We start from the raw sequence: 24,143 nt of genomic DNA, 5'->3' as shown, positions 1-24,143 counted from the left end.
GAATGATCCTGGATTCGCCGCCGCCATCTGCGCGATGCCGAAGCCCGAGGAGGCCATCAGCAGCATGATAAAACCTCGAAATGCATCGAGGGAGAGCAGACGATTGGTGGTGGTCGGGTTCATGGCGTGAACCAGAACGCCGCAAACGCCGCTTGGCTATCGTCGCAGAGGCGGAGAGTTTTTTGGAGGGTGAGTTTTTGACAAGCTTGATTCGGTGCCAAGCGCTCAGCTCAAAACGCCAGACCTTCGACAACTGAGCACTGAGCACTCGGCAACACGGCAACAAAAGCCCACCGATGCCCCGCCACCACAAAGCAATCAACAACACCTCACGCCACCTTGAGCACCTCGTGCGTGTGAATCGCCGGATTCACGATGTCGCGCACGAACTGCGCTGGCTCGGCGCCTTCTCCAAACACATAGATGCGGGTGCGCAGCGTGAGCTTTTTGAGCTCAAAGGCGGGATTCGGCATGCTGCGGTAGTAATTGAGGATCATTTCCTTCTCGAGATCCAGCGCCGCGCCCTTCATGCCGTATTCGAGCACGAAGGCGGCCTTTTCAAACGCCGGTTGGCCGCCGGTGCGGGCCTCCTGGCTGATGGAGTCAATAAGCACGCGCTGCACAAAGGCCGTCAGCGCCTCTGCGTCGCCCTCGAACTCGATCTTATACAAACGACCCTCACGATACTTCAACGGCAGCGGGTGCGGAGCGTAGAGCAGCTTGTGGCAGTCGCTCTCAGTGTCGAACTTGCCGAGGATTTCAAAAAAATGGGTCACAGCGGTGGCGGGGATGGTTGCCTGTCTTCCTAGCGAGAACACCCGCCCGCGCAAGCCCGCAGCCAGCCGTGTGAATCCCCCCTTGCCTCCCCTGCCCCGGCCTGCTAAAACTCCGGCACTATGCCTCGCATTCAATTCACCACTCCTGCTGGAGCCACCGGCGCGCTCGAACTCGACGCCGAACGCATGACCTTCGGTCGCGCCGATGACAACCAGCTCATCCTGGCCGATGACTCGGTGTCCAGCCACCACGGTGAAGTCGCCTACGACGGCAGTTCTTGGACGCTGACCGATCTCGGCTCAACCAACGGCACCAAGGTCGGTGGCAATCGTGTCGAGAGCCTCGCGCTAGATCACGGCACCGCCTTTCAACTCGGCAATGTGGACTGCGTGTTCGTCGGCGATGGCGAAGAAGCCGCTTACACCGCCCCCACCATCACCGTCTCCACCCCGTCCAACGGCTACGGCAGCCATCCTTACAATGGCAAGCTGCGGCATGGCTTTGGCCCAAAGGTAAAGGAAAAGAATCCCGGTGGCGGCCTGCTCACGCTCCTCGGTATCGTCGCCCTCGCAGCCTGCGGCGCGGCGGTTTATTTCGCAACGCAAATGGGCGCATCCTAAGCCAGCATCACGCACGCATTCGCGGCACCCGGCTCCGTTGACGGAGCGATCCTGCGGTCCTTTCCGGCTGCGATCGTGAGGCTTGCGCGTCCAGAACCCATCCCCCTGCGGCCCTTCGCGCCGTCATCTCAAGAAAAAAATCCCATGTCTAACACGATCATTGTCGGCGCCCAGTGGGGCGATGAAGGAAAAGGAAAAATCGTCGATTACCTCACCGAGGGCACCGACGTCGTTGTGCGTGCCGCCGGCGGCAACAATGCCGGCCACACCGTCATCAGCAACGGCACCAAATACATCCTGCATCTCATTCCCTCCGGCATCCTCTGGAAGGACAAAGTCTGCGTCATTGGCAACGGCGTCGTCATGGACCCCATCGGCCTGCTTGAAGAAATGGCCAAACTGCGCGGCCAGGGCGTCACCATCACGCCGGAGAACCTCCTCATCAGCGAAACCGCCCACCTCGTCATGCCCTACCACCGTGGGCTTGATAAAGCCCGCGAACTTCAGCGTGGCGATAAAAAAATCGGCACCACCGGCCGCGGCATCGGCCCCGCTTATGCCGACAAAGTCGAACGCGACGGCCTGCGCACCATTTTGATGACGCAGCCCGAGATTCTCGAAGAAGAACTCCGCGAGCGCCTTGCCCGCCACAACGCCACTTTCGAAGCCCTTGGCGTCGAGATCGTCCCGGTCGAAGCAACCGTCAAAATCATCCTCGCAGCCGCCAAGACGCTCGCTCCGCACATCACCAACACCACGGTGTACCTGCACGAAGCCATCAAAGCCGGCAAAAACCTTCTCTTTGAAGGCGCGCAGGGCACCTACCTCGACATCGACCACGGTACCTACCCCTTCGTCACCTCGTCCAACACCACCTCCGGCGGTGCCTGCACCGGTTCCGGCGTCCCGCCGCGCATGATCGACAAAGTCGTCGCCGTCGGCAAAGCCTACACCACCCGCGTCGGCAGCGGTCCTTTCGTCACTGAAAACGACGCCCTCGGCGACATGCTGCACAACATGGGCCGCGAATTCGGTGCCACCACCGGCCGTGCCCGCCGCTGCGGCTGGCTGGATTCCGTCCTCGTCCGTTACGCCGTCATGATCAACGGTGCCGACGAACTCGCCATCACCAACCTCGACGGCCTTGATGGCCTCGAAACCATCCAGATCTGCACCGCCTACACTCTGCGCGGCAAGACCATCCACTACCCACCGAGCACCGCCGCCGACCTCGCCGCCTGTGTGCCCGTCTATGAAACCCACCAAGGCTGGAAGCAGGACCTCAGCGGCATCAAAAAATTCGCCGACCTCCCCCAGTTGGCCAAAGACTACCTCAAGCGCCTCGAAGAACTCACCGGAGCCCGCGTCAGCCTCCTCGGAGTCGGCCCAGACCGTGAACAGACCCTGGTGGCGTAGTCCCCAGGAATCGTCCTCGTCCTCGTCCTCGTCCTCGTCCTCGTCCTCGTCCTCGTCCTCGTTCTCCTACTCGTCCTCGATCCTTCCGCACCGCCAGCCAAATCGCCACCAAACCACCAGCACACTCCGCACATCAATCTCGACCCTTATACGCTTCGACCACCCGCTGAGATCGAGAACGAGAACGAGCCTTGAAACCACCCCTACATTCCATTTGACGCCCGCCCTCATTCCCCTACTCTTCCGGCCCTTTTCCCAAACCACCCAGACCCGTTTATGACCGAAATTCAGATCCGCAAAGGCGAGCCCGTTGACCGCGCTCTCAAACGTCTCAAGACCAAGCTCGAAATGGACGGCATCCTTGAAGAAGTCCGCCGCCTGCGCGCCCATGAGACCCCGATCCAGCGCACCCGCCGCAAGGCCCGCGCCGCCGCCAAGCGTGGCAAGATCCGCTATCGCTTCACCCTTCCAAAGGCCCCCGGCGCTCCTGGCGACGCTCCCACCTCTCCCGCTTAACCAGGCGAAGGGAAAAGACAGTTTCAAAAAGGGCGGCTTCGAGCCGCCCTTTTTATTTTAGCGGCCCAGCCCCGCGAGATACGCGATCAAATCCCGCAGTTCCTCCCGCGTCATGTTCATGATCAGCCCCTCCGGCATCAGCGAGCCCGCTTCCTGACGCTCGGCGATCTGCGCTGGCGTAAATCGGCTCGTCTGACCACTCGCCAGCTCGCGCAACTGCATCTCGCCGCCCGCTTCGCTCACCTTGTAGCCTTGCAGCTTGCGACCGTCCTTCAGCGTCAACGTCGTCGCCACATAGCCTTCTTTGATTTGCCGGTTCGGCCACACCACCGCCTCAATCAAAAGCTCAACGGGCACACCACGGCCCACCGCGTCTAGTTCCGGCCCCACGATGCCGCCCTGCCCACCGATCTTGTGACACGCGACGCAGCCCGACAGCGGTGCATTGAAAACCGCCTTCCCCTTCACCACATCGCCATGCGCCTTCACCTCGGTCGCCAAAGCAGCCACCCAGGCTGAATCGTAGGCTGGCACGGTGTTCTTCACGCCCAAAATCTTCCCGAACGCCGTCGTCAGCACCGCATCACCTCGCCCAGCCGCTGTGAGCGTCGTCATCGCCAGCTTCGCTGCTTCCGCAAAGCACGGCTTGGCATCCAAAGCCTTCGCCAAAGCGCCCAGCGCCGATTCACGCGACAACAACGGCACCAGCCACGCCCGCATCGTCTCCGCATCAGGGATGCTCGAAAGCGACACCGCCGCCAGTTGCCCTGCCAACACTGGTTTTTTCTCCGCCAGCACCGTCAAAGCCGCCGTGCGCACCGCCCACGACTGTTTGGCATCCTTCGCATGCTTCTCAAAAGTCTCCGCAGGCTCGCCCAATCGCGCGAGCGCCATCAAAGCCGGAGCACAAACACCGCCATCGGCCTCCAAAAGCCCGCGCATCACTGTTTCGGCACTTTTTAGCCGCCAGGCACCCACCAGCGCACACGCCGCCGCCTTTTGCGCTTCATTTCCCTCCTTCAAAACGCCCAGCAGCAGCGGCTCCGCGCCTTCCGGTGTCTTGAAGCCACGCTGAGCCGCTGCCGCGGCCAAATCCTCCAGCACCTCCTGATCCTGCACGCCCAGCTTCAGCGCCATCAGCATGTCACCCGGCTCGCCCTTGCGCACCAGCGCCACCAGCAAGCCACGCCGCGTCTCAGGCGGCATCGACTCACCCTTCTGCGCCAGCATCGTGCGCACCACACCCAGCAGCTCCGCACTGCCCTCCTTCTCTACCAAGAACGCCAAATGCTTCGGCGGTAACGAGTTCAAAATCTCAAACGGCGGCTTCTTCCACTGCGGAGCCGTCGCATGCACCGTCAGCCACAACGCCCGCTCAATGAAGCTGTCCATCGGCTTGTCGAGTACCTTCAAAGCTATTTTGATGGCTTCGGGTGATTTCAGCTTCGCTGCTGCCACCACAGCCTCCAGCCGCACCAGCGCTATGGAGGATTGCGTGGCCTTTTCGATTTCAGTCGGATTGGTCAGACTCGTCGGACCTGTCGGACCCGTCTGACGATGCTGCTGATAGGCCGCCCAGCGCCCGCCTTTCCTCTCCAACTCGCGTGATTTCGCCACCATCCGCCAAATCCGCCCATGCGTCGCATCGCGGTTCGGATGCCGGAAGCTCGCCTGGTAGTGGCCGATGATCGGATCATACCAGTCGGCGATGTAGAGCGCGCCTTCGGGTCCAAAACGAATATCGATCGGACGGAAGGCCACGTTGTCACTGGTGATGAGCGTGGGCTGCTCCACGGCCTCCATGCCGCTGGGGAACTCGCTGTGCGGGATGAGCTTGTGGCGATACACCGCGTTCTCAAAGAAGCCGCCGGTGATGACTTCCTCCTGCATCGACTCCGGCCAGTGCGTGTTTTCCACGATGTCCACGCCGCAGAACTTCCGCAGGCCGTCCGTTTTGATGATCTGGCCGCTGTAGGGCAGTTGAAAACGCTCCAGCAGGAAATGCGGAATGCCGTGGCGATTGGAAACGTGCGAGTCCTCTTCCAGCGACGTGCTCACCTCCATCGGCCGCGCCCAAAACATGCCTGCCGCGCCCGCCACCATGATCGGCTGGCCCCATTTCGTGAAGGCTGTGCCCCAGGCGTTCGCCGGCATGCCGGTCGGATACGGATTCAGCCGCCCGCTCTTCGCGTAGTAGTGCCAGAAGCCCGCGCCGTAGAGTGTCTTCGTGCCATGCACCGTCGTCACGCGTGAGTAGCAGTGCAGGCCCTGATGCATCACCAGCGCACCATCGGGCGCCCAGATGAAGCTGTTCAGGCACTGATGCGTGTCTCCCGTGCCGAAGCCGCTGAAGACCACCTCCCGCCGGTCCACGCGATCATCGCCATCGTCATCGTGCATCAGCCACAGCTTCTCGCCCTCGCCGACATACACGGAGTGCCCGTTGGGCGACTTCACACCCGCATCACGCGGGGCCAGCTCCATGCCCATCGGCTGGCTCAGCCCGCCGGTGAAGACCGTGCGCTTGTCCGCACGTCCATCGTGATTCGTGTCTTCCAGAATGATGATCTTGTCGTCCGACACCGTCCCGGGCTTCGCCTGCGGGTAATCGCTCGTCTGCAGCACCCACAAGCGCCCGCGCTCATCCCAGCGGATCGCGATGGGATTCGGAATCCCGTCCGCCTCGCTCGCAAACAAGTTCACCTCGAAGCCGTCGAGCACCTTGAACGACTTCAACTCCGCCTCCGGCGAATGATCCGGCGGCGGTTCGCCGACGGAGATACCTTTCTTCTTCGATTGCTGGGCGAGAATGCACGTCGTGCACAGCCATGCCAACCAGAACGAGCTGAAGCTCGGAAGTACTTTTCTCACGGCAGCTTCCCTCCCAGATCGTTCGCCAGTTTCCATAGCTCGTTCTCCTTCGCTTCGATCAGCGGTTTGAAATGCTCCAGCTCACTCGGGAACCAGCGCAGTGTCGGATCCACATGATCCCGGCTGCTCGGCTGCGCCGTGCGATCCCCATGCAGAAACGCCCAGTTCGCCGGACGCCAGTAGCGATGCCACAGCCTGTTCTTCTCGCCGATCAGCGTCTTCAATCGCCCATCCGGTGCCTTCACATCGCCTCCGCACAGCGCCGCCACACTCATCCCAAGCTGCGCCGCGCCCGTGGAAGTCAGATTCAGTCCATCACGAGTCGATCCCGGCTTCAAACCGCCATCCTGAGCCGCAAACAACGCCCCATGCGCCTTCGCGACCTCCGCCATCACCGCTGCATACTTCTTCAGCGTCGCGTTGTGCTTCGACAGCTCAGCTTCAAACGCTGGCGGTTCCACCAGCGCCAGTCGCGGTGTGACTTCCGCGCACAACGTCACCAGCTTCTCCAGCGCCGCACGAAACTCCGCCAGTCCGGCCTCTCCGCGCTCCAGACACTCCTGCCGTCCAAACATCAGCATCGCCGCCGTGGCACCAGAGCGCAGCAGTTGCTGCTTCAAGCCGCCAAAGTTCATCGGACGATCTTGGCGAAACACCGTGTCTGCTTCCCAAGCAAGACTGCGCATCTTCACGCGGCTGCCTGGAAACTGCGTCAGCATCAGCGCCTCCATCGTCCCATCCTCCATCACCACCACCGCCTCCGTGCCGCCGAGCACGGCGATGCCCTCCTCGGTCATCAGCTTCATGGAGCCTGGAAATGGTGACAGCTTCGGTTTCAAACTCGCCATCGTCGGCATCGCGGCAAGTTCGAAAATCTCCGGACGAGTCAAAGCGCGATTGTAGAGCCGCAGATTGGCAATCTGGCCACCAAGTCCTCGGCTACACGGATCAAACAACGCCTTGGTGAGGAAGATGGGACCAGGAGCCTCGCGCCAGGAGTTCATCTCGACGCCGTTCACCCAGATGCCCGAAAGCGCCTGTCGGGCGTCTCGCTTCACATTGAGCACCACCTGCCACCAGCGACCCTCCATGGGCTGCGAGACGGAAACTGGATGTCCGAAGCCACGGCCTTCGAGTTTGATGGAAAAACCAGTCGTGCCGAGATGCCAGTCCAGCAGCCCGCTCTCTGACTCATTGATCAGAGCCAGAATGTGGCTGCCATGCTCCATGTCAGGTGCCTTCTCGACTTGGAACGCGAATGCCACCGCGAAGTCCTCCAGCTTCATTCCCTCCGTATCAGCCGGCAGCCGCAATATCTTCTCGGTGTCGAGCGGCATCACCTCATCCCACTTCGCCACCAGGCCTGCCTGCAAATCCGACACATCACCACTCACCTGCGCCCATGCGCTGGCGCTGAGCAGGAGAGTGATGCCAAGGATGCGCGGGAGGTGCATGAGGCCGAAAAAACTCGCGGCGTCGCCGCCTTCTTGCAGTTCGTTCTGTTCATCGTGACGCATTGCTGGTAATCCTGCCGTTAATCACTCATGAAACTCAAGCTCGATCTCGACGACTTCCGCGTGCCCGATGGCAAACCGTTTCGCATCAAGAAGGCGAAGACCAAGGTGAAGGATTTGTACCAGGATGATGCGCATTTTGAATCGCTCATCGCCGAGTTCCGCACGGAGATCGACGACTTGCAGCAGAAAATGTATGCGCAGGACCGGCAGGGGCTGCTACTGGTGTTTCAGGCGATGGACGCCGCCGGGAAGGACAGCACCATCAAGCATGTGATGAGCGGCGTGAACACGCAGGGCGTGGAAGTGCAGGCCTTCAAACGGCCCACGGATGATGAACTCGATCACGACTTCCTTTGGCGCACCACGCGCGTGATGCCGCCGCGTGGCCGCATCGGCATCTTCAACCGCAGCTACTATGAGGAGGTGCTCGTGTGCCGGGTGCATCCTGAGATCGTCACCAAGATCCAGCGGCTGCCTGCGGAGACGACGAAGAATGTGGACAAACTCTTCGCCGACCGGCTCAAGGACATCCGCAACTTTGAAAGCTACAGCCACCGCAACGGCATCCGTATCGTGAAGTTTTTCCTGCATGTCTCCAAGGACGAGCAGAAGAAGCGGTTCCTGGCCCGCATCGACACCCCCAGCAAGAACTGGAAGTTCGAGGAGGGCGACGTGCGCGAACGCGGTCACTGGAAGGACTACATGGCCGCCTACGAAGACGCCATCGACGCCACCGCCACCGAGGAGTGTCCGTGGTATGTCGTTCCTGCTGACGACAAGAAAAACATGCGCCTCATCGTCAGCGCCGCGATCCTCAAGGAGATGCAGAGCATGAAACTGAAGTATCCCGAGCTGCCGCCGGAGCAGAAAAAGCATCTGCAAGCAGCGAAGCGTTTTCTGTTGGCGGAGCGCTGACGTTTCGCTGACGCGAATAGCCGATAGTGAACAGCCTGATGCATTGCGGTCAGGTCGTAGGTTGGGTGTCTGCTGCGCCGATGGTTTTCAGGAAGCATTTTCGCAGCAGCGCCCGACTGCTTGGGAGTGTGGTCGCGATTTCGCACGAAGTATCATGCATTCAATCTGCGGCTTTCCTGAATCTGCGGTAGATCCATCCGAAAATTGGTTGGCGTTTATGGAACAATCACCCGAGACAAACAGGGCGAGGCTTCAAACAAGGGCGGTGGCATGGATTGAAGGTGCCTTTTCAATAAAACCACGGTGAAAAATCCGCCAGCATGGCCGAAGTTCCCGCCTCATTCCAAACCCGCGAACCACCCACACATGCAACTGCAGCTCACCTTCCTCGGCACCGGCACCTCCGTCGGCATTCCGGTGATTGGCTGCGACTGCTCGGTGTGCCGCAGCACGGACGCGAAGGACAAGCGGCTGCGCTGCTCGGTTTACCTTCAGACGCCGGAGGCCGCATGGGTGGTCGATACGGGGCCGGATTTCCGCATGCAGTGCCTGCGCGAAAACATCCGCACGCTCGACGCCGCGCTATTCACGCATCCGCACATGGATCATCTCACCGGCTTCGACGATCTGCGGCGATTCACCGTCGAGGCGGATCATTTCATGCCGATCTACGGCACCCCGGAATGCCTCGCGGTGCTGGAGCGCATGTTTGCCTATGCCTTCGATGGCGAGAACCGTTACCGCGGCTACCTCAAGCCATTCCCGAAACCGATTCACGGCCCGTTTCATCTCGGCGAGACCACCATCACTCCCCTGCCCGTCCAGCACGGCAAGGTCGATACCATCGGCTTTCTCTTCTCACGCGGCGGCAAAAAACTCTGCGCCTACATCCCAGACTGCAAAACACTGCTGCCGCAGTCGCTCGAAGCATTGCGCGGTGTCGATACGCTCATCATCGACGCCCTGCGCCACACGCCGCACCCCACGCACATGAACTTTGAGGAAACGCTGGCGGTGCAGCGCGAACTTCAGCCACGCCAGACCTGGTTCACCCACATCCAATGCGAAATCATGCACGCGGTCGAAGATTCCAAACTGCCCCCAAGCGTGAACATCGCCTACGACGGCCTGAGGCTGGAGTGGACGTGATTGAGGCCAATGACGAAACCAGAATGACGAATGACGAAGGAAATCCGAATGCCAAATGACAAAACCCACGGCATGTCCGCGAACAACCCATGGCGGATGACGGCCTTTTTCGTCATTCAGGTATCGTCATTCGTTCGTCATTCGGGAATTCATCATTCGTCATTGCTGCTGATCGTTCTCGCCTGCTTCAGCGTGACCCCGATGCATGCCCAGCTCCTGGCCGACTGGGATGCGGCGGCTGAAACCGCCGTTGTTTTCAATCCCGACTTTCCCGGTTCACAAGAACTCGCGAACCACTACGCCGAGAAACGCCACATTCCAAAAGAGCGGGTCATCGGCCTGCGCTGTCCGCAGGAAGACTCCATGTCACGCGGCGAGTTCGACTCGCTGCTGCGCGAGCCGTTGCTCAAGCACTTCGAATCCAAGCACTGGTGGGTCGCCGCGCCGCCGCTGCCGGGCAAACCGCTCACCGGTGAAGGCATCCGCTCGCCCATGGCTCTGTCTTCGCAGGTGCGCGTGCTGGTGCTCATGCGCGGCGTGCCGTTTCAAATCCGCCGTGAAGCGCAGAACCCAAAACAGTCCGAAGAAGACGAAGCCTGTGTCGATTCGGAACTCACCGTGCTCGGCCTCAACAAGCCGCCGATCAAAGGCGGCCTGCGCAATCCGTACTTCGACCAGCAGGCACGCTTCCCGCATTCTCAGAGCTCCACCGGGCTGCTGATCGTCGGCAGACTCGATGGTCCCGATGACAAAACCGTGAAACGCATGATCGACGATGCGATTCACGCCGAGCAAACCGGACTGCTCGGCCGCGCCGTCATTGATCTCGCCCAAAAATCCGGCGCGTATCAGGAGGGTGAGGGGTGGCTCAAGAACAGCGCCGATTCCTACCGACGTGCCGGCATTCCTGTCTTCATCGACCGCTCCGAAGCCGTGCTGCGAGAGGCCTGGCCGCTGCCCGACACGATTCTGTATTTCGGCTGGTACACGGATCACATCACCGGCGCACTGGCTTCACCCGCGTTTCAATTCAAGCGCGGCGCCATCGCCTGCCACTTGCATTCGTTCAGCGCCAGCATCATCCGCGCTCACGACAAGGCCTGGGTCGGCCCCCTGCTCTCAAAAGGTGCCGCCGTCACCTTCGGCAACGTGTTTGAGCCTTATCTCTCGCTCACGCTGCACTTCGATGTCTTCAACAAGCGCCTGCTCGAAGGCTACACCGTCGGTGAGGCCGCCTGGAACGCCACGCCCGCGCTGTCGTGGATGAATGTCGTCCTCGGCGACCCGCTCTATCGCCCGTATGGCAAAGGCATCGGTGCGAAGCTCGGCGCAGGTGCCGACCGCGATTACGCGCTCTATCAGGGCATGGCCTTGCGCCTCGCAGGAGAAACCGACGCGCACATCAAGACTGCGCTCACTGAACTCGCCGAGAAACGCAAAAGCACGCCGCTTCTCGAACTCACCGCCCTGCTCTCCGCGCTGCAATCCAAACTGCCGCAGGCCATCGACCTCCTCGAACACGCCGGCTTCGCCACGCGGGAGGTCACGGATTTGATTCGCCTGCAATTGTACCGCGCCGAGATGCTGCGCCGCGCCGAAACAGCCGATGCCGCCCGCAGACTGCTGCGTGAAGTGCTCAAAGACGACGCCTACAAAAATCAACCGGCCCGTGCCGCGGTTGAAGCCATGCTCAAGGACATGGGAGGATGAGGCGGCACCTCAAACCAGTTCAAGCTGCTGCAACTCGGCCAGTTTCCACCGCTGCGCAGCGGCACGAAACGCTGCTTCATGCTGCGGCCAGTCATGGAGCGTCGCCGGATCAAAATCCGCGCCGTTCGGCCACACAATCGTGTGAACCTCGGGATCGATCATCACTCGTGAAAACACCAACGAATCGCGCAGCGGTCCGTATAGCTCGCCTTCCAGCAACGGCTCGAAATCAATGACGCGCGACAAACCGTCAGCGAACCTCAGCAGCAAGGAATAGCCGCCGGCACGCTCGAACGATGTGATGCGGTGAATGGGATGGTTCATGGCGCGAATTATTGCAGCGGCAGGATAGGCTGCGGTCTGCGACCATCGTGCAGAAGCCGCCAGTCCGCCAGCAACTCTTCCACATGCAGCTCCGCCCATGCCTCCACCAGCCGGCGTTGCCGCTGCGACAGCTCACCGGTGATGAGTTCCACTGGCGAGACGGAAAACACCGCCGTGCTGTTTTGATAGTAGGCGTGAAAATGAGGGACGTGATGGCGCTCATTCGGCTCCGAATACATCCGAATGATGATCCCATAAAATCGCGAAAGCTCCGGCATGACCGGGGAATAGCATGCTGATGTGGAGGAATCAATCCTCCAGAAAGCCGCGGTTCACGCTAAAAGCACCCCGCCATTGCTCGTTTGGAAGAAACAGCTACCATCTCGCACCACCATGAAGACCACCGCCACCATTCTGTTGTCACTGTGCCTCACGCTTGCCGTGCAGGCCGAAATCCGCATCTGGAAGGACGCTTCCGGCACGCATGAAATCAAAGCCGAACTCGTCGGCGTGCAGGGCGGCAAGGTCACGCTGAAACGCGAAAACGGCACGACCATCACCCTGCCCGTGACCAGCCTCAGCAAAGCGGACCAGGCGCTGCTCGGCGGCGGATCAGGCGGCAGCGGTGCTGCGGCAGGCGACTGGCCGCAATGGCGCGGCCCGAACCGTGATGATGTTTCCACGGAAACCGGTTTGCTCAAGAAATGGCCCGCCAGCGGTCCCAAGCGCGCCTGGGTGAGTCAAGAAGCCGGCCTCGGCTACTCCGGCTTCGCCGTCTCAGGCGGCAAGATTTACACCATGGGATTGTACGACGCCGAGGAGAAGGTCGTCTGCCTCGACGCCGCCACGGGCAAGAAGGTGTGGGACTCTTTTGTTGGAGCGATCTACAAAAACAAGTGGGGTGACGGCCCGCGCTGCACGCCCACCGTGGCCGGCGGCAAAGTCTATGCCATCGGCGGCAATGGCGATCTCGTCTGCCTCGACGCCGCCACCGGCAAGCAAGACTGGTCCAAGAGCCTGGTCAAAGATCTCGGTGGCAAGGTGCAGGGCTGGGGTTACACCGAATCTCCGCTGGTCGAAGGTGATCTCGTCATCGTCACCCCCGGTGGTGGCCAGGGTGCCATCGCCGCGCTGAGCACGAAGTCTGGCAAGGTCGAGTGGCAGACCAAGGACGTGACAGAAAACGCGCAGTATTCCTCCATCATCCCCATCGACCACGGTGGCCAGCGTCAGTATGTGCAGCTTTTGATGAAGACGATTCTCGGTGTCTCCAAAGAAGGCAAGGTGTTGTGGCAGACCGACTTCCCCGGCCAGACCGCCGTCATCCCCACACCGATCTACAGTGACGGCCAGGTCTATGTCACCGCCGGTTACGGCGTGGGCTGCAAGGCGGTGAAGCTCGGTGCAGGCAGCGCGGAGGAAGTCTATGCCAACAAGAACATGGAAAATCATCACGGTGGCGTGGTCCTCGTGAACGGCCTGCTCTACGGCCACTCGAACAACGGCGGCTGGACCTGCCAGGACTTCAAGACCGGCGAGGTGGTGTGGCAGGACAAAGGCGTCGGCAAAGGTGCCGTGGCCTATGCCGACGGCATGCTTTACTGCCAGTCCGAAAACGACGGCACCATCGCCCTCGTGGAGACCTCCAAGAAAGGCTGGAACATGGTCAGCAGCTTCAAGCTCGAAGCCCAGACCTCCCAGCGCGCCAAAGACGGCCGCATCTGGACCCACCCCGTCGTCGTCGGCGGCAAGCTCTACCTGCGTGATCAGGAGTTCATCTCCTGCTACGATGTGAAGGGCTGATGAAGCAGATCATCACATGCTTTGGAGGCAGGGCCGCACGGCTCTGCCTCTTTTTTGTGCATGCCGTGGCCACGTTCGCCAGTTCATCCATCGCAGTGCTACGGAGAATGGGAACGCGGAGAACGCATCCGCAAACACCCGCCCTCCACGCTCTGGCGAGCGTGGCTACGGTGCTGCTGATCCTCACGCAATGCAGTCCACCACGCGGCATCGAGCGGAAGCTGCTCACTGCCGAATTCGCATCATCATGGAAAACCGCTGGCATTGCCGAGGCAGGCAAGGTCACGATCAAAGACGGTGAAATCACCCTGCACCCAGGCCAGCCGATGACCGGCGTGAGGTTTGAGGCATGGCAGACCGCCGAACTGCCGCTCTCACGCTATTCCATCGAATACGAGGCCATGCGCGTCGAAGGGAATGACTTCTTCGGCACCGTGACGTTTCCGGTGAACGACGCGCTTGTCTCCCTCGTCATCGGCGGCTGGGGTGGCACGCTGGTGGGCATCTCCAGCATCGACGACCTGGACGCCAGCGAGAACACGACCACCGGCAACGCCTTCTTCAAAAACTACGAATGGCACAAGGTGCGCATCGAAGTGCGTGATGACGACTTGCGGGCGTGGATCAACGGCAAGCTCTTCGTCAATGTGAGCACCAAAGGCCACCAGCTCGGCCTGCGCGCCGGTGACATCGAAAAATGCGCCCCCTTCGGCTTTGCCAGCTATGCCACGCACGCACGCATCCGCGACGTGATCATCCGCAGACTGTAAACCGGCCAGATTGGACGCTTGACCTCTGAAGGCCACCCGGTACTCTCCGCCACATGGCAACCGAGCATTTCCAACGAGGTCAGATCATTTTCCGTGAAGGCGACAAATCCCAGGAGGCTTACTTCATTGTCTCCGGACTCATCGAAATCTCGATCAACACCTCCCATGGCGTCCAGTCCCTGGCCAAAATGGGACCAGGAGAAATCTTCGGCGAGATGGGCATGATCATGGATCGCCCGCGTTCCGCCACCGCCACCGCGCTGGAGAACACCGCAGTCGAGACCATCGCCGACGATGAGTTCGAGCAGCAGATCATCCAACGGCCCGACCGCCTGCACGTTTATCTCGCCACGCTGTTCGAGCGCATCCGCAAGACCGACCTGCTGCTCTCCTCGACCACCAACGCCACCGTGCCGCTCGTTGCCAAGACCAAACCGGCCAAGGAACCGGTCTATCGCGTCAAACTACGCTCGAACTATGACGCAGCGGGACTGGAGCATGCACCGGTGGAAAAAACGATCACCAAGCTGCCCTTCCGCATCGGCCGTTCCTACTTTGACACCGCCGTGTCATCGCTGGCGCGCAACGATCTTTCCATTGAGGAAGAACATCCCTATCAGCTCTCACGCAACCACTGCGAGATCGACTACGAGCACGGCCACTTCATCCTACGCGACCGCGGCAGCAAGCTCGGCACCTGGGTGGACGGCACGCACGTCTGCGTCGATGCCGGCTGCATCTCCACCCCGCTCAAAGTCGGTCAAAACAGGCTCACCTTCGGCCACCAGGACAGCCCGCACCACTTCACGATCACGATTGAGGAGCTGCAGTAAGTCAGGGCGGCCTCAGACCGCGAACACATCCGCCACTGGCACGCTGAAACCCGGCAGCACGTCACCACCGGTGAGGGCATCACCGCTGCTGGCACGCAGCAGGTCGTTGTCTTTGGCGGATTGGAACACGCGCACCTCCTGCATCGCCGGATCAACGATCCATACGAGTTTGGCCCCGCCTTCAAAGTACTCGTAGATTTTCTCGAAGGTGTCCGTCCAGGTGTTTGAGCCGGAGATGATCTCGACCAGCAGCTCCGGCATGACGCGCAGGAAGCCTGACTCCGGCAGCACCGGCAGGCGCTCTTTGGAAATCACCGCCAGATCAGCGGCCCGCGTGGTGGTTTCCGCTCCCTGCACTGTGTGAACACCCACCTCACCGCTAAGAATACGCATGGACAGTCGGTGCTTGATGACATGCTCACGCAGCAAATAGGCGACGGCCGCGCTGATCTCAGAGTGAATGACATTGTTGGGCATATGTGGTTGGATGACGCCTTTAACGAGTTCGCACGGATCGCCTGACTCCGGCATGGCCTCAAACTCCTCGGCGGAAAGCAGCTTGTTTCCAACCATCGGTGGGCTGGTGATCGCTTCGGCATGGCCGGGAAGGTTCTGGAGAACAACGGGAGGCATGTCAGTTTGAATGGGCGCGAGCTTAGCGTTTCAGCGCAGATGTTTCAAGCATTCATGTCGTTGGCAGCATCCGCGTCACTTCATCGGCACGATAGCCGAAGCCTGGGCCTTGGATCGTGCTCAAGTCCACAATGCCGCCGCGACGTTGGAACAAGCCGGGATGAATTTCCTGCTCCGGCAGTGACGCATCGGGATAGAACTGCATCGCGTTGCACTCCACGCCTTGGATCGTGCCAGCGTGCGCGGCGAGACGCACATGCGGGATCATCGCGAGCATGGGATTCGTCAAATCCTGCACCATGAGCGGCATGCCGTGCGCTTTGGCCCAGCAGAGACTGAGCAACGCGCCGGTTTGAGTTTTGCAGGTCTTCAAGGCCACGCCGGACCAGCCGAGACGACGGCCGAGGCGCACGAATTCCCAGTCGTGAGCGCTTTCATCGAGGAACAGCGGCTTGCGGGCAGAAACGCTGCGCACGTCGATCTGATGCGCTTCGAGATCATACGGGAAGGGCTGCTCCACATACAAGGTGCGGGCGAAAATCTCCGGCTCCTCGGCAAGCAGACGATCCAAGATGGCATTCACATAAGCTGGCTCCTTCACGGTGCAGTTGAAGTCGGCACTGAACCACGTCACACCACCGGCGAGGCCGATGCGGCCCACGCGTTGCATGCGTTCAAAGTCCCACGCCGCATCGGTGCCACGCAGCTTCACTTTGAGGCATTTCAGGCCGTCACGCTTGATCCAGTCGGCCAGCAGCAGCGGATGCGCATCGTTCGGCTCGGTACCGTTCAAGTCAGCAGCTTCGAGCGCATCCACACCGCCGACGAGATGCCAGACTGGCAACTGCTTCGGTGCGTTCATCACCAGGTAGTCCTGCGGGTAACGACCTGTGAAATCAATGCCGCTGCCCTCCTCCGGCGTGATGTAGGCGGCGAGATCGCGGTTCATGAAGTCCGCGTTGTACGTCGTATAGATGTCGCGATTGTGCAGCACGCCGTAGGCATCATGCACGGCGATGTCGAAGGCGCTGAAGGCCACCAGCGAGCCGAGGTAGGGCATGGCATCGCCACCGGCCTGCGCATTGGCCTCCTTCAAAGTTGCCGCCAGCGGGCCGTGCATGAAGTCCTGGCCGATTTCCATCGGATGGCCGCTGAACCCGCTCTCCACGAGGCGCTGTGCCAGCAACGTGGAAAACTCCTGCATGCGCTGCGCCCGCACCGCCACGCTCAAAGAACTAGGCCACACCCACGACACGCTGAGCGGCGTTTCGCCCCAGCCTTGCGCGGTTTTACCGTTCTTGTCAGCCACCGTCACACGCACCCGCAAGCAGACCACATTCGTGACGGTTTCTGGGCCAAATTTCAGCGGCACTCGCATCGTCACGGGAATAAAAAAGACTTCAGCGGCAGTGACACGGACATCGGTGGGCTTGGGGTGGGGCATGCGGCAAAATGAAGCGCCCCCATCTGCCCGCAAAGAAAACATTGCCGCGCAGAACGCCTTCCGCTTCAATCCACGCATGCGCATCTGGGATCTGCACTGCCACCTCTCCGGCGTCCCCGGCCTCACGCCGGAGGAACGCCTCAAAGCCCTGCTCGTCTATGCCGACCGCATGGGTATCGAGCGGCTGTGCGTGTACATGGGCATGAAATGGTCGCAAGACCCCTCTCCTGCCGACTTGGTGCAGCAAAACAACGAAGTGCTGCGTGCCATCGCGAAATACCCGGACCGCGCCTTCGGCTTTGTTTATTTGAGCGCCAAACACCCTCAAGAAAGCCTAGCCGAACTCGAACGCTGCATCGCCAACGGCCCAATGGTGGGTGTGAAGCTGTGGGTGGCGGAACACTGCACGGTTCCGGCGATTGACGCGATCGTTCGTCGTGCGGCAGAGCTGAAGGCGGTGATTTTTCAGCACACCTGGTTCAAAACGAATGGCAACTACCCCGGCGAATCAACGCCAGATGATCTCGTGACGCTGGCGCAGCGTTTTCCCGACGTGTCCATCATCTGCGGTCACACCGGCGGCAACTGGGAACTCGGCATCCGCGCCATTCGCGGACAAACCAATCTGTATGCCGATCTCGCGGGTTCCGATCCCACGGCAGGCATCACCGAAATGGCGGTGCGCGAACTCGGCGCCTCACGCGTCATTTACGGCAGCGACTGCGGCGGCCGCAGCTTTGCCAGCCAGCTTGCGAAGGTTCATGGCGCGCAGATCAGCGCTGCCGATAAGCAGAAGATCTTCTGCGACAACTTGCGTGGGCTCATGCTGCCGATCTTAAATGCCAAGGGCATCAAGGCGTGACCTCTCGATCACAATGACGAAACCAAAATGACGAATGCCGAAGCTCGGCCGACTCCGAGGACGTTTGCAAACACCAATGGCTGCGACCCGCTGGAAGTCGGGCGGGCTATCGCCACACCCGGCCTACTCCTTCTTTTTGCCGAAGCCGAACAGCCGCTTCAAGAAGCCGCCACCTTCCTTCGCTTCGGCAGCTTCGCTGGTCGGTGCCTTCGGGCCGGCCAAACGTCGTGCTGAGGCATCGTCCTTGGACTTCGCCGGTTTTTTTTCTGCGACCTGGGCAGGCTTCCCGGCCCACCATGCTGGCGAAAGCTGTGCCACGGTCTGCCACGCTTCGAGTCCGGCATGCCACACGAGAGAATCCAACGCCAGTTTCTTCGCACGGGCCAGTTCGGCCATGGCGCTTTCATCCATCGGCCCTTCAGCGGCTCCAGCGTTGTTGATGTACCAGTTCATCTGCGGGCGCAAGGCTATCACGCGTCAGCCATGACGCAAGGCGTGAGGAAATGCTTTCCAGTCGGCGGCAAATCGCACATGATGGCGGTATGAATCGCCGGAATTTCCTGGTTCGCTCCAGCGCCTTGCTGGCCGCCTCATCGTTGCAGGCAGCGGAAGCCGCACGACTGACGGACTGCCACGTCTATCTCGGCCAGCATCCCTTTCGGCAGCTTGAAGACGAGCAGGCATTTTTGCAGCAACCCGTCACCGAAGCCTGGGCTGGTGCTTTTGAAGGTTTGCTCCATCGCGATGTGGCCGAGGTGAACCGTCAGCTCGCGCAACGTTGCCAAGCCAGCGCGATTCTGCGTCCCTGCGGCACGATCAACCTCGCTTTACCGGATTGGCAGGACGATGTGAAACGCTGCGCTGAAGTTCACGGCATGCGCGTGCTGCGGCTGCACCCGAACTACCACGGCTATGAGCTCAAGTCGCCTGCGTTTCGCGATTTGCTCGCGCTGGCGGTGAAACATCGCCTGCTGGTGCAAATCGTGGCCCAGATGGAGGATGAGCGCACGCAGCACCCGCAAGTGCGTGTGGCACCCGTCGATCTCCAGCCGTTGCCTGCGATCATGAAAGAGATAAAAGAGGCCCGTGTGATGGTGCTCAACGCCAACGCCGCGATGGCGCTCAAACATTTGCAGGACTGCCCGAACACCTGGCTCGATTTTGCCATGATCGAGGGCGTGGGCGGTGTGGAGAATCTGCTGAAGACCTGGCCGCTGGAGCGGCTCGTGTTCGGCTCCTTCGCGCCGGTGTTTTACTGGGACTCCGCACGTTTGAAGATGCAGGAATCCGCTCTTAACGACGAACAGACGCGTGCCATTCAGTGGCGCAACGCCTCCGCGCTGCTCATCTGACGTCAAACTTTTGCCACAACAGGACGCAGCGGTGTGGCAGAAGCGCGGGGTCTGGCGAGCTTCAACGTGGCGGTGCGTGAGCTGATGGTGGTGGATTCTGCGGGAAGACGGGCGGAAGGCCCGATGCCCATGGTGGCAAGGGTGCATTCGGCCTGGATGACGCTGCCGTTCCACGAAGTAACGACGGGATAGACCTGCGCGGTGTTGGCGAGATAGACTTTGTTTTTGATCAACTCCTCCGGCGGACGGAGCTGCATCTGGCCGAGTTTGTAGATGGGCTCGACAAATGGAGCGCGGAAGATGTGGCTGGCCTCAATGTCGTCGTCCTGAAGCTGCGGGAAGAGTTGTTTCAGCGCGGGAATCCAGTAGGCACGGACGCAGTCATCGCTGGCGGCGAAGCGTTCATCACTGCGATGCAGGTACTTGGTGAGATAGACGACGTGGCGTCTGCCGCGGTCGGCGGTGTCGGTGAGCGTGGAGGTTTCGACGACGCCGTCGAAGGGATGTTCGCTGCCTGGGGTGGCGACCCAGTAGTGCGTGGTGAGCGGCTTTTTGAGAAAGAGGAGGCAGTTGATGACGCCCTGGTAATCAGTGCTGGTGTCGAGCGCGGGCATTTCGCGACGCAAGGCGGGACCAATGAGCTGCTGGACCTGCGGCGTGGGCAGGGTGATGACGATTTGGTCAAATGCATCCCTGCCAGCGGCGGTGGTGACGATGGTGCGGCCATCCGCATCGAGATCGATGCTCTGCACGGTGGTGTTGAGCCGGATTTCGGAGCCGAGCGCACGCAGCACGCGGGCAAAGGTGTCGGTGATGTGTTTGTAGCCCCCCTTGATGTAGCCTTTGCACTCACCGGATGATTCGCCCTTCTCGCGATTGAAGCGGGTCCAGAACCAGAGGGCGGGCACGTCGTGGTAGCGGTCGCCGAACTTGGCTTCGAGCATGGGTTGCCAGAATTTCGCGAAGGCACGTGCTCCGCTGAGCCGGGTGAGCCATTTGACGGTGGTGATGTTGTCGAGGCCCTTGGCGGAGACAAGACGGCCATACAAACCGGTGATGCCGACGCGGATGCGGTCGATGAAACGCAGCGGCGCGAACTTCAGCAGATCGAGCGCAGTGTTGAGCGGAAAGAACCGGCCCTGATGCGCATAGGCAAAGGTGGTGGGCTTCCAATAGACCTCGTTGCGAATGCCGAGCGTTTCCAGCACGCGCAGCAGCGGCCCGTCGCTGGGCAGCATGCAGTGGTAGAATTTTTCAAACGTGCGGCCGTCATGCTCGAAGAATGTGCCGAGCCCGCCAAGCTGCTCCGAGCCCTCAATCAAGGTGACGCGATGGCCCTCCTGCGCGATTCGCAGCGCACAGGTGAGGCCGGAGATGCCGCCGCCGAGGACGGCGACTGATTTGGGTGAGGCGGACATGGCGGGGGGGGGCTTTGAGAGGTTGGGGGTGGCGGGGGGGGATGAAGTGCTCAGTGCTCAGTGCTCAGTGCTCAGTCTCGATCCTCAGTTTTACTGAGCACTGAGAACTGAGCACTTCGGGGCGGCATCAGGCGCGGCTGCGGACCTGGGTGCGCAGTTCGTGCAAAGAGGGTTCTTCGGCGGCAGGCAGCACATCCTTGGCCCAGTATTTGCCGATGACATTGAAGTAGCGGCGGATGGTGCGCATGATGCGCATCTTGCTGACACCGACTTTGAGATCGTACCGCAGCGTGTAGGGAATCTCGACGGCGCGGGCACCGACCCAGCGCAGACTCAAGAGAAGTTCGAGCATGCAGGCGAAGCTAGACTCCTCGATGAATTTGGGGCCGGAGGTCTTGATGAGACGACCGAGCGTGAGGCTGCGATAGGCGCGGAAGCCGGTGGAGTAGTCGCGCACGTTGCGGTAGGGCAGCAGCGTCTTCATCATGGCGAAACAGCCCCAACTGAGCACCTGACGGAAGAACGGCACGCCCTGCACGACGCTGGTGGCCTGGAAGCGTGAGGCGATGACGACATCAGCATCACCGGCTTCGATGACTTTCACCATGTCGAGGATGTACTTGGGATTGTGCGTGTTGTCGGCATCCATGACGATCACGGCATCGCCAATGAGCCAGCCTTCGCGCAGGCCGGTCTGAATGCCTTCACCGAGACCTTTGTTCACCTCATGCTGCACCAGCTTGAGCGGCATTGTTTTGGCGTATTCACGGGCGATTTCTGCGGTGCGGTCTTTGGAACCATCATCGACGACGACGACGGTGTATTTGAACGGCATCGCACCCACGGTGGTGCGGATGTTTTCGAGCAGGGTGGGCAGATCCTTCTCCTCGTTGTAGGCGGGCAGGACGATGGCGATTTCGTTGACTTGGGTCGGTGTCTTCATGGCTATATGCGGGTGTGTATGAGTTAGGCGGTCTGGGTGGAAAGGCGTGCGGGCATGGTGCTCGCGGTGGCAAAAGTGGCGGCGTGTTCGCTCATCGTGCCGGCCTGCCAGTGCTGCTGCAGGCTGCGGATGGTGTGCCCGACGAGGGCGATTTTTTTCGCCGCAGACATCTTCATGCCGGGGAAGAAGCTCATTTCCGGCACGTCCTGCACATCGAGGAAATCGGTGGGATGCAGCAGCAGCGACGGAGCGACACCACGCACGCGGCAGAGGGTGATGGCGGTGTTCCAGTAGAGCTGCGCGAGGAGTTCCGACTTTTGCGCCAGGAACATCAGATAAGTCGTGTGAATGGGCAGACGCAGCAGCGGCATCGTCGTCACAGGCAGTTCCACCAGGCCGTTGGGCCACGCGAAGGGCTGCAAGGTGCCGAAGGCGTCGCTGAACTTGCCGTAGAGACCTTTGCGCATCGCTTTTTCCTCGGCGGAGAGCTTGGAATTCAGGAAAAAGAACAGCCGTGCCACCGGACCGAGAGCGCTCGGGAAAATGGAGGCATCGTAGGCATAGCCGCGCTCGGCGAGCACATCACGCACGAGCGACGAAGTGCTGAAACCGGGGCCACGGAAGCCGCGTGTCGTTTTGCCGGTGACGGCGGCGATGGCGTTCTCCGCATCGCCAATTTCCATGTGAAGCTGCTCGCGATTGTACAAATGCAGCCACGGCTCATGCATGAACGAATGATTCGCGATCTCGTGCCCGGCAGCGGCGATAGAGCGCAACACCGCGCGGTTGGATTCGATCGTCGCGTCTTTGCCGACGACGAAAAACGTGATGCGCTGGCCGCAGCGGTCGAGCGTGTCGAGGATGCGCGGCACGACTTGGTCCAGATAGCTCGGATAGCTCTCCCAACCTGGAGCGCCCTGCGTTTTCAGGTAGCTCCAGAGATTGTCGAGATCGAGCGAGATGCTGGCGGCAGGCTTCATGACGCGAAAATGAGTGAGTGCTTAGGCGGCGAGACGCATCGGCTCGATAGTAGCGTTGGCCGTTTTGGCTCCGAGCAGGAGGTCGCAGATGCGCTCAGCGGTTTGACCATCGCCAAACACGTCGCGGGAGCGGCTGGCGCTGGCGTGCCAGACTTCGTCAATCAAGGCAGTGCGCAGCATTTCACGCAGACGTTCGGGTGATTCACCCACGAGACGTGCGACACCGCATTCCACGGCTTCAGGACGCTCGGTGTTCTCGCGCAGCACGATCATCGGCTTGCCGAGCGCCGTGGCTTCTTCCTGAATGCCGCCGGAGTCAGACACGATGAGCCAGGCACCGGACAGCAAATGCACGAAGTCACGGTAGCCCATCGGATCGGTCAGACGGATGCGCGGATGATGCTCCAGTTCGGCAGCGACTGCGGCACGCACATTCGGATTCGGATGCACGGGGAAGATCATGCAGAGATCCGGCTGGCTCTCGATGAACTCACGCAGCGCCCGCAGATGCTGGCTCATCGTCTCACCGAAATTCTCGCGGCGATGCGTGGTGACGAGCACCAGGCGTTTCCCAGCCGCCCACTGCTGCATCAGCTCCACCGCTTTGCTCGGACGCGTGGTCGCCAACGTCTGCCGCAGGGCATCGACGACCGTATTGCCCACGAGATGGATGGAATCAGCCGCCACCCCTTCATCCAGCAACGTGCGGCGGTTGCGCTCCGTCGCGGCGAAGTGATACGCGGCAATCTGGCCCACCAAACGGCGGTTCATCTCCTCCGGGAACGGGCTGAGCGGATTTCCCGAGCGCAGACCGGCTTCGAGATGCCCCACGGGAATGCGGCGGTTGAAGGCGGCCATCGAACCCATGACGGCGGACGAGGTGTCGCCCTGCACGAGCACCAGATCGGGCTTTTCAGCCTCCATGACCGGGTCTAGGCGCTCCAGCAAGCGGCTGCCGAGAGCGTTCAGGCTCTGCCCCGCCTTCATGGCTTCCAGATTATGGTGTGGACGAATGCCAAAGAGATCAAACAGCGGCTCCAGCAGGTCCGTGTGCTGCCCCGTGTTCACCGTGACAAGACCGGCTCCGCGATTTTCGAGCGCCTTGATCATGGGAGCAAACTTGATCAGCTCCGGGCGGGTTCCGAGGCAGACGAGGACTTTGGAGGGCTTGAAACCGGAATTGGTGATCAATTTCATAATTACCATGATAAACCCCCATTTACGGCAGGCAAGTCAAAATTATGAAAATTATCTTTTATGCGATTTATTTCGTGATAATTCCTTAAATTT

At 60.7% G+C, this 24,143-nt stretch carries 23 protein-coding genes; 11 read left to right on the top strand and 12 right to left on the bottom strand.

Features of this window, described 5'->3' with window-relative positions:
• Nucleotides 1-329 precede the first annotated feature (329 nt).
• On the bottom strand, nt 330-776 hold the full coding sequence (locus ACKVY0_RS14805) for a hypothetical protein (RefSeq protein WP_409215595.1): 447 nt from the start codon (nt 774-776) through the stop codon (nt 330-332).
• Nucleotides 777-896: 120 nt separating this feature from the next.
• On the opposite strand from ACKVY0_RS14805, the gene ACKVY0_RS14800 reads away from it, so the two are divergent.
• The 3 genes from ACKVY0_RS14800 to rpsU all read left to right on the top strand — a co-directional run bounded on the left by ACKVY0_RS14800 (nt 897) and on the right by rpsU (nt 3,329).
• A complete protein-coding gene (locus ACKVY0_RS14800; protein WP_409215594.1) occupies nt 897-1,397 on the top strand; it encodes an FHA domain-containing protein in 501 nt (166 codons plus the stop codon).
• Nucleotides 1,398-1,541: 144 nt separating this feature from the next.
• Nucleotides 1,542-2,813: an adenylosuccinate synthase gene (locus tag ACKVY0_RS14795; RefSeq protein ID WP_409215593.1), complete on the top strand. Its 1,272-nt coding sequence runs from the start codon at nt 1,542-1,544 to the stop codon at nt 2,811-2,813.
• A gap of 276 nt (nt 2,814-3,089) precedes the next feature.
• A complete protein-coding gene (gene rpsU / locus ACKVY0_RS14790) occupies nt 3,090-3,329 on the top strand; it encodes a 30S ribosomal protein S21 (protein ID WP_409215592.1) in 240 nt (79 codons plus the stop codon).
• A 57-nt stretch (nt 3,330-3,386) separates the two neighbouring features.
• Here the strand turns inward: rpsU and ACKVY0_RS14785 are convergent, their stop codons facing one another.
• Together ACKVY0_RS14785 and ACKVY0_RS14780 are read right to left on the bottom strand one after the other, a co-directional pair.
• Complete coding sequence (locus ACKVY0_RS14785; RefSeq protein WP_409215591.1) at nt 3,387-6,200, bottom strand: PVC-type heme-binding CxxCH protein; 2,814 nt, start codon at nt 6,198-6,200, stop codon at nt 3,387-3,389.
• Entirely contained in the window at nt 6,197-7,717 is a 1,521-nt protein-coding gene (locus ACKVY0_RS14780; RefSeq protein ID WP_409215590.1) for a hypothetical protein, read from the bottom strand. The genes ACKVY0_RS14785 and ACKVY0_RS14780 overlap by 4 nt, the downstream gene beginning before the upstream one ends.
• 27 nt (nt 7,718-7,744) lie before the next feature.
• On the opposite strand from ACKVY0_RS14780, the gene ACKVY0_RS14775 reads away from it, so the two are divergent.
• From ACKVY0_RS14775 to ACKVY0_RS14765, 3 genes are all read left to right on the top strand, one after another.
• On the top strand, nt 7,745-8,632 hold the full coding sequence (locus ACKVY0_RS14775) for a polyphosphate kinase 2 family protein (RefSeq protein WP_409215589.1): 888 nt from the start codon (nt 7,745-7,747) through the stop codon (nt 8,630-8,632).
• Between the two features lie 366 nt (nt 8,633-8,998).
• Entirely contained in the window at nt 8,999-9,781 is a 783-nt protein-coding gene (locus ACKVY0_RS14770; protein WP_409215588.1) for an MBL fold metallo-hydrolase, read from the top strand.
• A gap of 72 nt (nt 9,782-9,853) precedes the next feature.
• A complete protein-coding gene (locus tag ACKVY0_RS14765; protein WP_409215587.1) occupies nt 9,854-11,491 on the top strand; it encodes a TIGR03790 family protein in 1,638 nt (545 codons plus the stop codon).
• A gap of 9 nt (nt 11,492-11,500) precedes the next feature.
• Here the strand turns inward: ACKVY0_RS14765 and ACKVY0_RS14760 are convergent, their stop codons facing one another.
• Both ACKVY0_RS14760 and ACKVY0_RS14755 read right to left on the bottom strand, forming a co-directional pair.
• Nucleotides 11,501-11,815: a DUF2442 domain-containing protein gene (locus tag ACKVY0_RS14760; protein WP_409215586.1), complete on the bottom strand. Its 315-nt coding sequence runs from the start codon at nt 11,813-11,815 to the stop codon at nt 11,501-11,503.
• An 8-nt stretch (nt 11,816-11,823) separates the two neighbouring features.
• Nucleotides 11,824-12,093: a DUF4160 domain-containing protein gene (locus ACKVY0_RS14755; RefSeq protein ID WP_409215585.1), complete on the bottom strand. Its 270-nt coding sequence runs from the start codon at nt 12,091-12,093 to the stop codon at nt 11,824-11,826.
• A 115-nt stretch (nt 12,094-12,208) separates the two neighbouring features.
• Between ACKVY0_RS14755 and ACKVY0_RS14750 the strand changes: the two genes are divergently transcribed.
• From ACKVY0_RS14750 to ACKVY0_RS14740, 3 genes are all read left to right on the top strand, one after another.
• On the top strand, nt 12,209-13,618 hold the full coding sequence (locus ACKVY0_RS14750; protein ID WP_409215584.1) for a PQQ-binding-like beta-propeller repeat protein: 1,410 nt from the start codon (nt 12,209-12,211) through the stop codon (nt 13,616-13,618).
• A 107-nt stretch (nt 13,619-13,725) separates the two neighbouring features.
• Complete coding sequence (locus ACKVY0_RS14745) at nt 13,726-14,388, top strand: family 16 glycoside hydrolase (RefSeq protein WP_409215583.1); 663 nt, start codon at nt 13,726-13,728, stop codon at nt 14,386-14,388.
• 53 nt (nt 14,389-14,441) lie between these two features.
• Nucleotides 14,442-15,221, top strand: a complete 780-nt coding sequence (locus ACKVY0_RS14740) for a cyclic nucleotide-binding domain-containing protein (RefSeq protein WP_409215582.1) — start codon at nt 14,442-14,444, stop codon at nt 15,219-15,221.
• Nucleotides 15,222-15,233: 12 nt separating this feature from the next.
• Here the strand turns inward: ACKVY0_RS14740 and ACKVY0_RS14735 are convergent, their stop codons facing one another.
• Together ACKVY0_RS14735 and ACKVY0_RS14730 are read right to left on the bottom strand one after the other, a co-directional pair.
• Entirely contained in the window at nt 15,234-15,854 is a 621-nt protein-coding gene (locus ACKVY0_RS14735) for a Uma2 family endonuclease (RefSeq protein ID WP_409215581.1), read from the bottom strand.
• 52 nt (nt 15,855-15,906) lie between these two features.
• Nucleotides 15,907-17,298, bottom strand: coding sequence for an enolase C-terminal domain-like protein (locus ACKVY0_RS14730; protein ID WP_409215580.1), 1,392 nt, complete (start codon nt 17,296-17,298; stop codon nt 15,907-15,909).
• 76 nt (nt 17,299-17,374) lie between these two features.
• Between ACKVY0_RS14730 and ACKVY0_RS14725 the strand changes: the two genes are divergently transcribed.
• On the top strand, nt 17,375-18,160 hold the full coding sequence (locus tag ACKVY0_RS14725) for an amidohydrolase family protein (protein WP_409215579.1): 786 nt from the start codon (nt 17,375-17,377) through the stop codon (nt 18,158-18,160).
• 123 nt (nt 18,161-18,283) lie between these two features.
• On the opposite strand, the gene ACKVY0_RS14720 is transcribed toward ACKVY0_RS14725, so the two are convergent.
• The gene (locus ACKVY0_RS14720; protein ID WP_409215578.1) at nt 18,284-18,613 is read right to left on the bottom strand and encodes a DUF4339 domain-containing protein; all 330 of its coding nucleotides are present in this window, start codon (nt 18,611-18,613) and stop codon (nt 18,284-18,286) included.
• An 89-nt stretch (nt 18,614-18,702) separates the two neighbouring features.
• Between ACKVY0_RS14720 and ACKVY0_RS14715 the strand changes: the two genes are divergently transcribed.
• Nucleotides 18,703-19,512, top strand: a complete 810-nt coding sequence (locus ACKVY0_RS14715; RefSeq protein WP_409215577.1) for an amidohydrolase family protein — start codon at nt 18,703-18,705, stop codon at nt 19,510-19,512.
• Between the two features lie 2 nt (nt 19,513-19,514).
• Here the strand turns inward: ACKVY0_RS14715 and ACKVY0_RS14710 are convergent, their stop codons facing one another.
• From ACKVY0_RS14710 to wecB, 4 genes are all read right to left on the bottom strand, one after another.
• Complete coding sequence (locus ACKVY0_RS14710; RefSeq protein ID WP_409215576.1) at nt 19,515-20,930, bottom strand: FAD-dependent oxidoreductase; 1,416 nt, start codon at nt 20,928-20,930, stop codon at nt 19,515-19,517.
• A 127-nt stretch (nt 20,931-21,057) separates the two neighbouring features.
• Complete coding sequence (locus ACKVY0_RS14705) at nt 21,058-21,873, bottom strand: glycosyltransferase (RefSeq protein ID WP_409215575.1); 816 nt, start codon at nt 21,871-21,873, stop codon at nt 21,058-21,060.
• A gap of 23 nt (nt 21,874-21,896) precedes the next feature.
• Nucleotides 21,897-22,853 carry a polysaccharide deacetylase family protein gene (locus ACKVY0_RS14700; protein ID WP_409215574.1) on the bottom strand — a complete coding sequence of 319 codons (957 nt, stop codon included), beginning with the start codon at nt 22,851-22,853 and terminating at the stop codon, nt 21,897-21,899.
• Between the two features lie 21 nt (nt 22,854-22,874).
• Complete coding sequence (gene wecB / locus ACKVY0_RS14695; RefSeq protein WP_409215573.1) at nt 22,875-24,050, bottom strand: non-hydrolyzing UDP-N-acetylglucosamine 2-epimerase; 1,176 nt, start codon at nt 24,048-24,050, stop codon at nt 22,875-22,877.
• Nucleotides 24,051-24,143: the final 93 nt, after the last annotated feature.

The sequence above is a fragment of the Prosthecobacter sp. genome (assembly GCF_046154365.1).
Taxonomy (GTDB): domain Bacteria; phylum Verrucomicrobiota; class Verrucomicrobiia; order Verrucomicrobiales; family Verrucomicrobiaceae; genus Prosthecobacter.
This window is presented reverse-complemented; position numbering and strand designations above follow the sequence as displayed.

Bases quoted from the DNA above. Each gene is read 5' to 3' on its own strand.
- ACKVY0_RS14800 (WP_409215594.1), top strand. From the start codon at position 897: ATGCCTCGCATTCAATTCACCACTCCTGCTGGAGCCACCGGCGCGCTC.
- ACKVY0_RS14795 (WP_409215593.1), top strand. From the start codon at position 1,542: ATGTCTAACACGATCATTGTCGGCGCCCAGTGGGGCGATGAAGGAAAA.
- rpsU (WP_409215592.1), top strand. From the start codon at position 3,090: ATGACCGAAATTCAGATCCGCAAAGGCGAGCCCGTTGACCGCGCTCTC.
- ACKVY0_RS14780 (WP_409215590.1), bottom strand. From the start codon at position 7,717: ATGCGTCACGATGAACAGAACGAACTGCAAGAAGGCGGCGACGCCGCG.
- ACKVY0_RS14775 (WP_409215589.1), top strand. From the start codon at position 7,745: ATGAAACTCAAGCTCGATCTCGACGACTTCCGCGTGCCCGATGGCAAA.
- ACKVY0_RS14770 (WP_409215588.1), top strand. From the start codon at position 8,999: ATGCAACTGCAGCTCACCTTCCTCGGCACCGGCACCTCCGTCGGCATT.
- ACKVY0_RS14765 (WP_409215587.1), top strand. From the start codon at position 9,854: ATGTCCGCGAACAACCCATGGCGGATGACGGCCTTTTTCGTCATTCAG.
- ACKVY0_RS14760 (WP_409215586.1), bottom strand. From the start codon at position 11,815: ATGAACCATCCCATTCACCGCATCACATCGTTCGAGCGTGCCGGCGGC.
- ACKVY0_RS14755 (WP_409215585.1), bottom strand. From the start codon at position 12,093: ATGCCGGAGCTTTCGCGATTTTATGGGATCATCATTCGGATGTATTCG.
- ACKVY0_RS14750 (WP_409215584.1), top strand. From the start codon at position 12,209: ATGAAGACCACCGCCACCATTCTGTTGTCACTGTGCCTCACGCTTGCC.
- ACKVY0_RS14745 (WP_409215583.1), top strand. From the start codon at position 13,726: ATGGGAACGCGGAGAACGCATCCGCAAACACCCGCCCTCCACGCTCTG.
- ACKVY0_RS14740 (WP_409215582.1), top strand. From the start codon at position 14,442: ATGGCAACCGAGCATTTCCAACGAGGTCAGATCATTTTCCGTGAAGGC.
- ACKVY0_RS14735 (WP_409215581.1), bottom strand. From the start codon at position 15,854: ATGCCTCCCGTTGTTCTCCAGAACCTTCCCGGCCATGCCGAAGCGATC.
- ACKVY0_RS14730 (WP_409215580.1), bottom strand. From the start codon at position 17,298: ATGCCCCACCCCAAGCCCACCGATGTCCGTGTCACTGCCGCTGAAGTC.
- ACKVY0_RS14725 (WP_409215579.1), top strand. From the start codon at position 17,375: ATGCGCATCTGGGATCTGCACTGCCACCTCTCCGGCGTCCCCGGCCTC.
- ACKVY0_RS14720 (WP_409215578.1), bottom strand. From the start codon at position 18,613: ATGAACTGGTACATCAACAACGCTGGAGCCGCTGAAGGGCCGATGGAT.
- ACKVY0_RS14715 (WP_409215577.1), top strand. From the start codon at position 18,703: ATGAATCGCCGGAATTTCCTGGTTCGCTCCAGCGCCTTGCTGGCCGCC.
- ACKVY0_RS14710 (WP_409215576.1), bottom strand. From the start codon at position 20,930: ATGTCCGCCTCACCCAAATCAGTCGCCGTCCTCGGCGGCGGCATCTCC.
- ACKVY0_RS14705 (WP_409215575.1), bottom strand. From the start codon at position 21,873: ATGAAGACACCGACCCAAGTCAACGAAATCGCCATCGTCCTGCCCGCC.
- ACKVY0_RS14700 (WP_409215574.1), bottom strand. From the start codon at position 22,853: ATGAAGCCTGCCGCCAGCATCTCGCTCGATCTCGACAATCTCTGGAGC.
- wecB (WP_409215573.1), bottom strand. From the start codon at position 24,050: ATGAAATTGATCACCAATTCCGGTTTCAAGCCCTCCAAAGTCCTCGTC.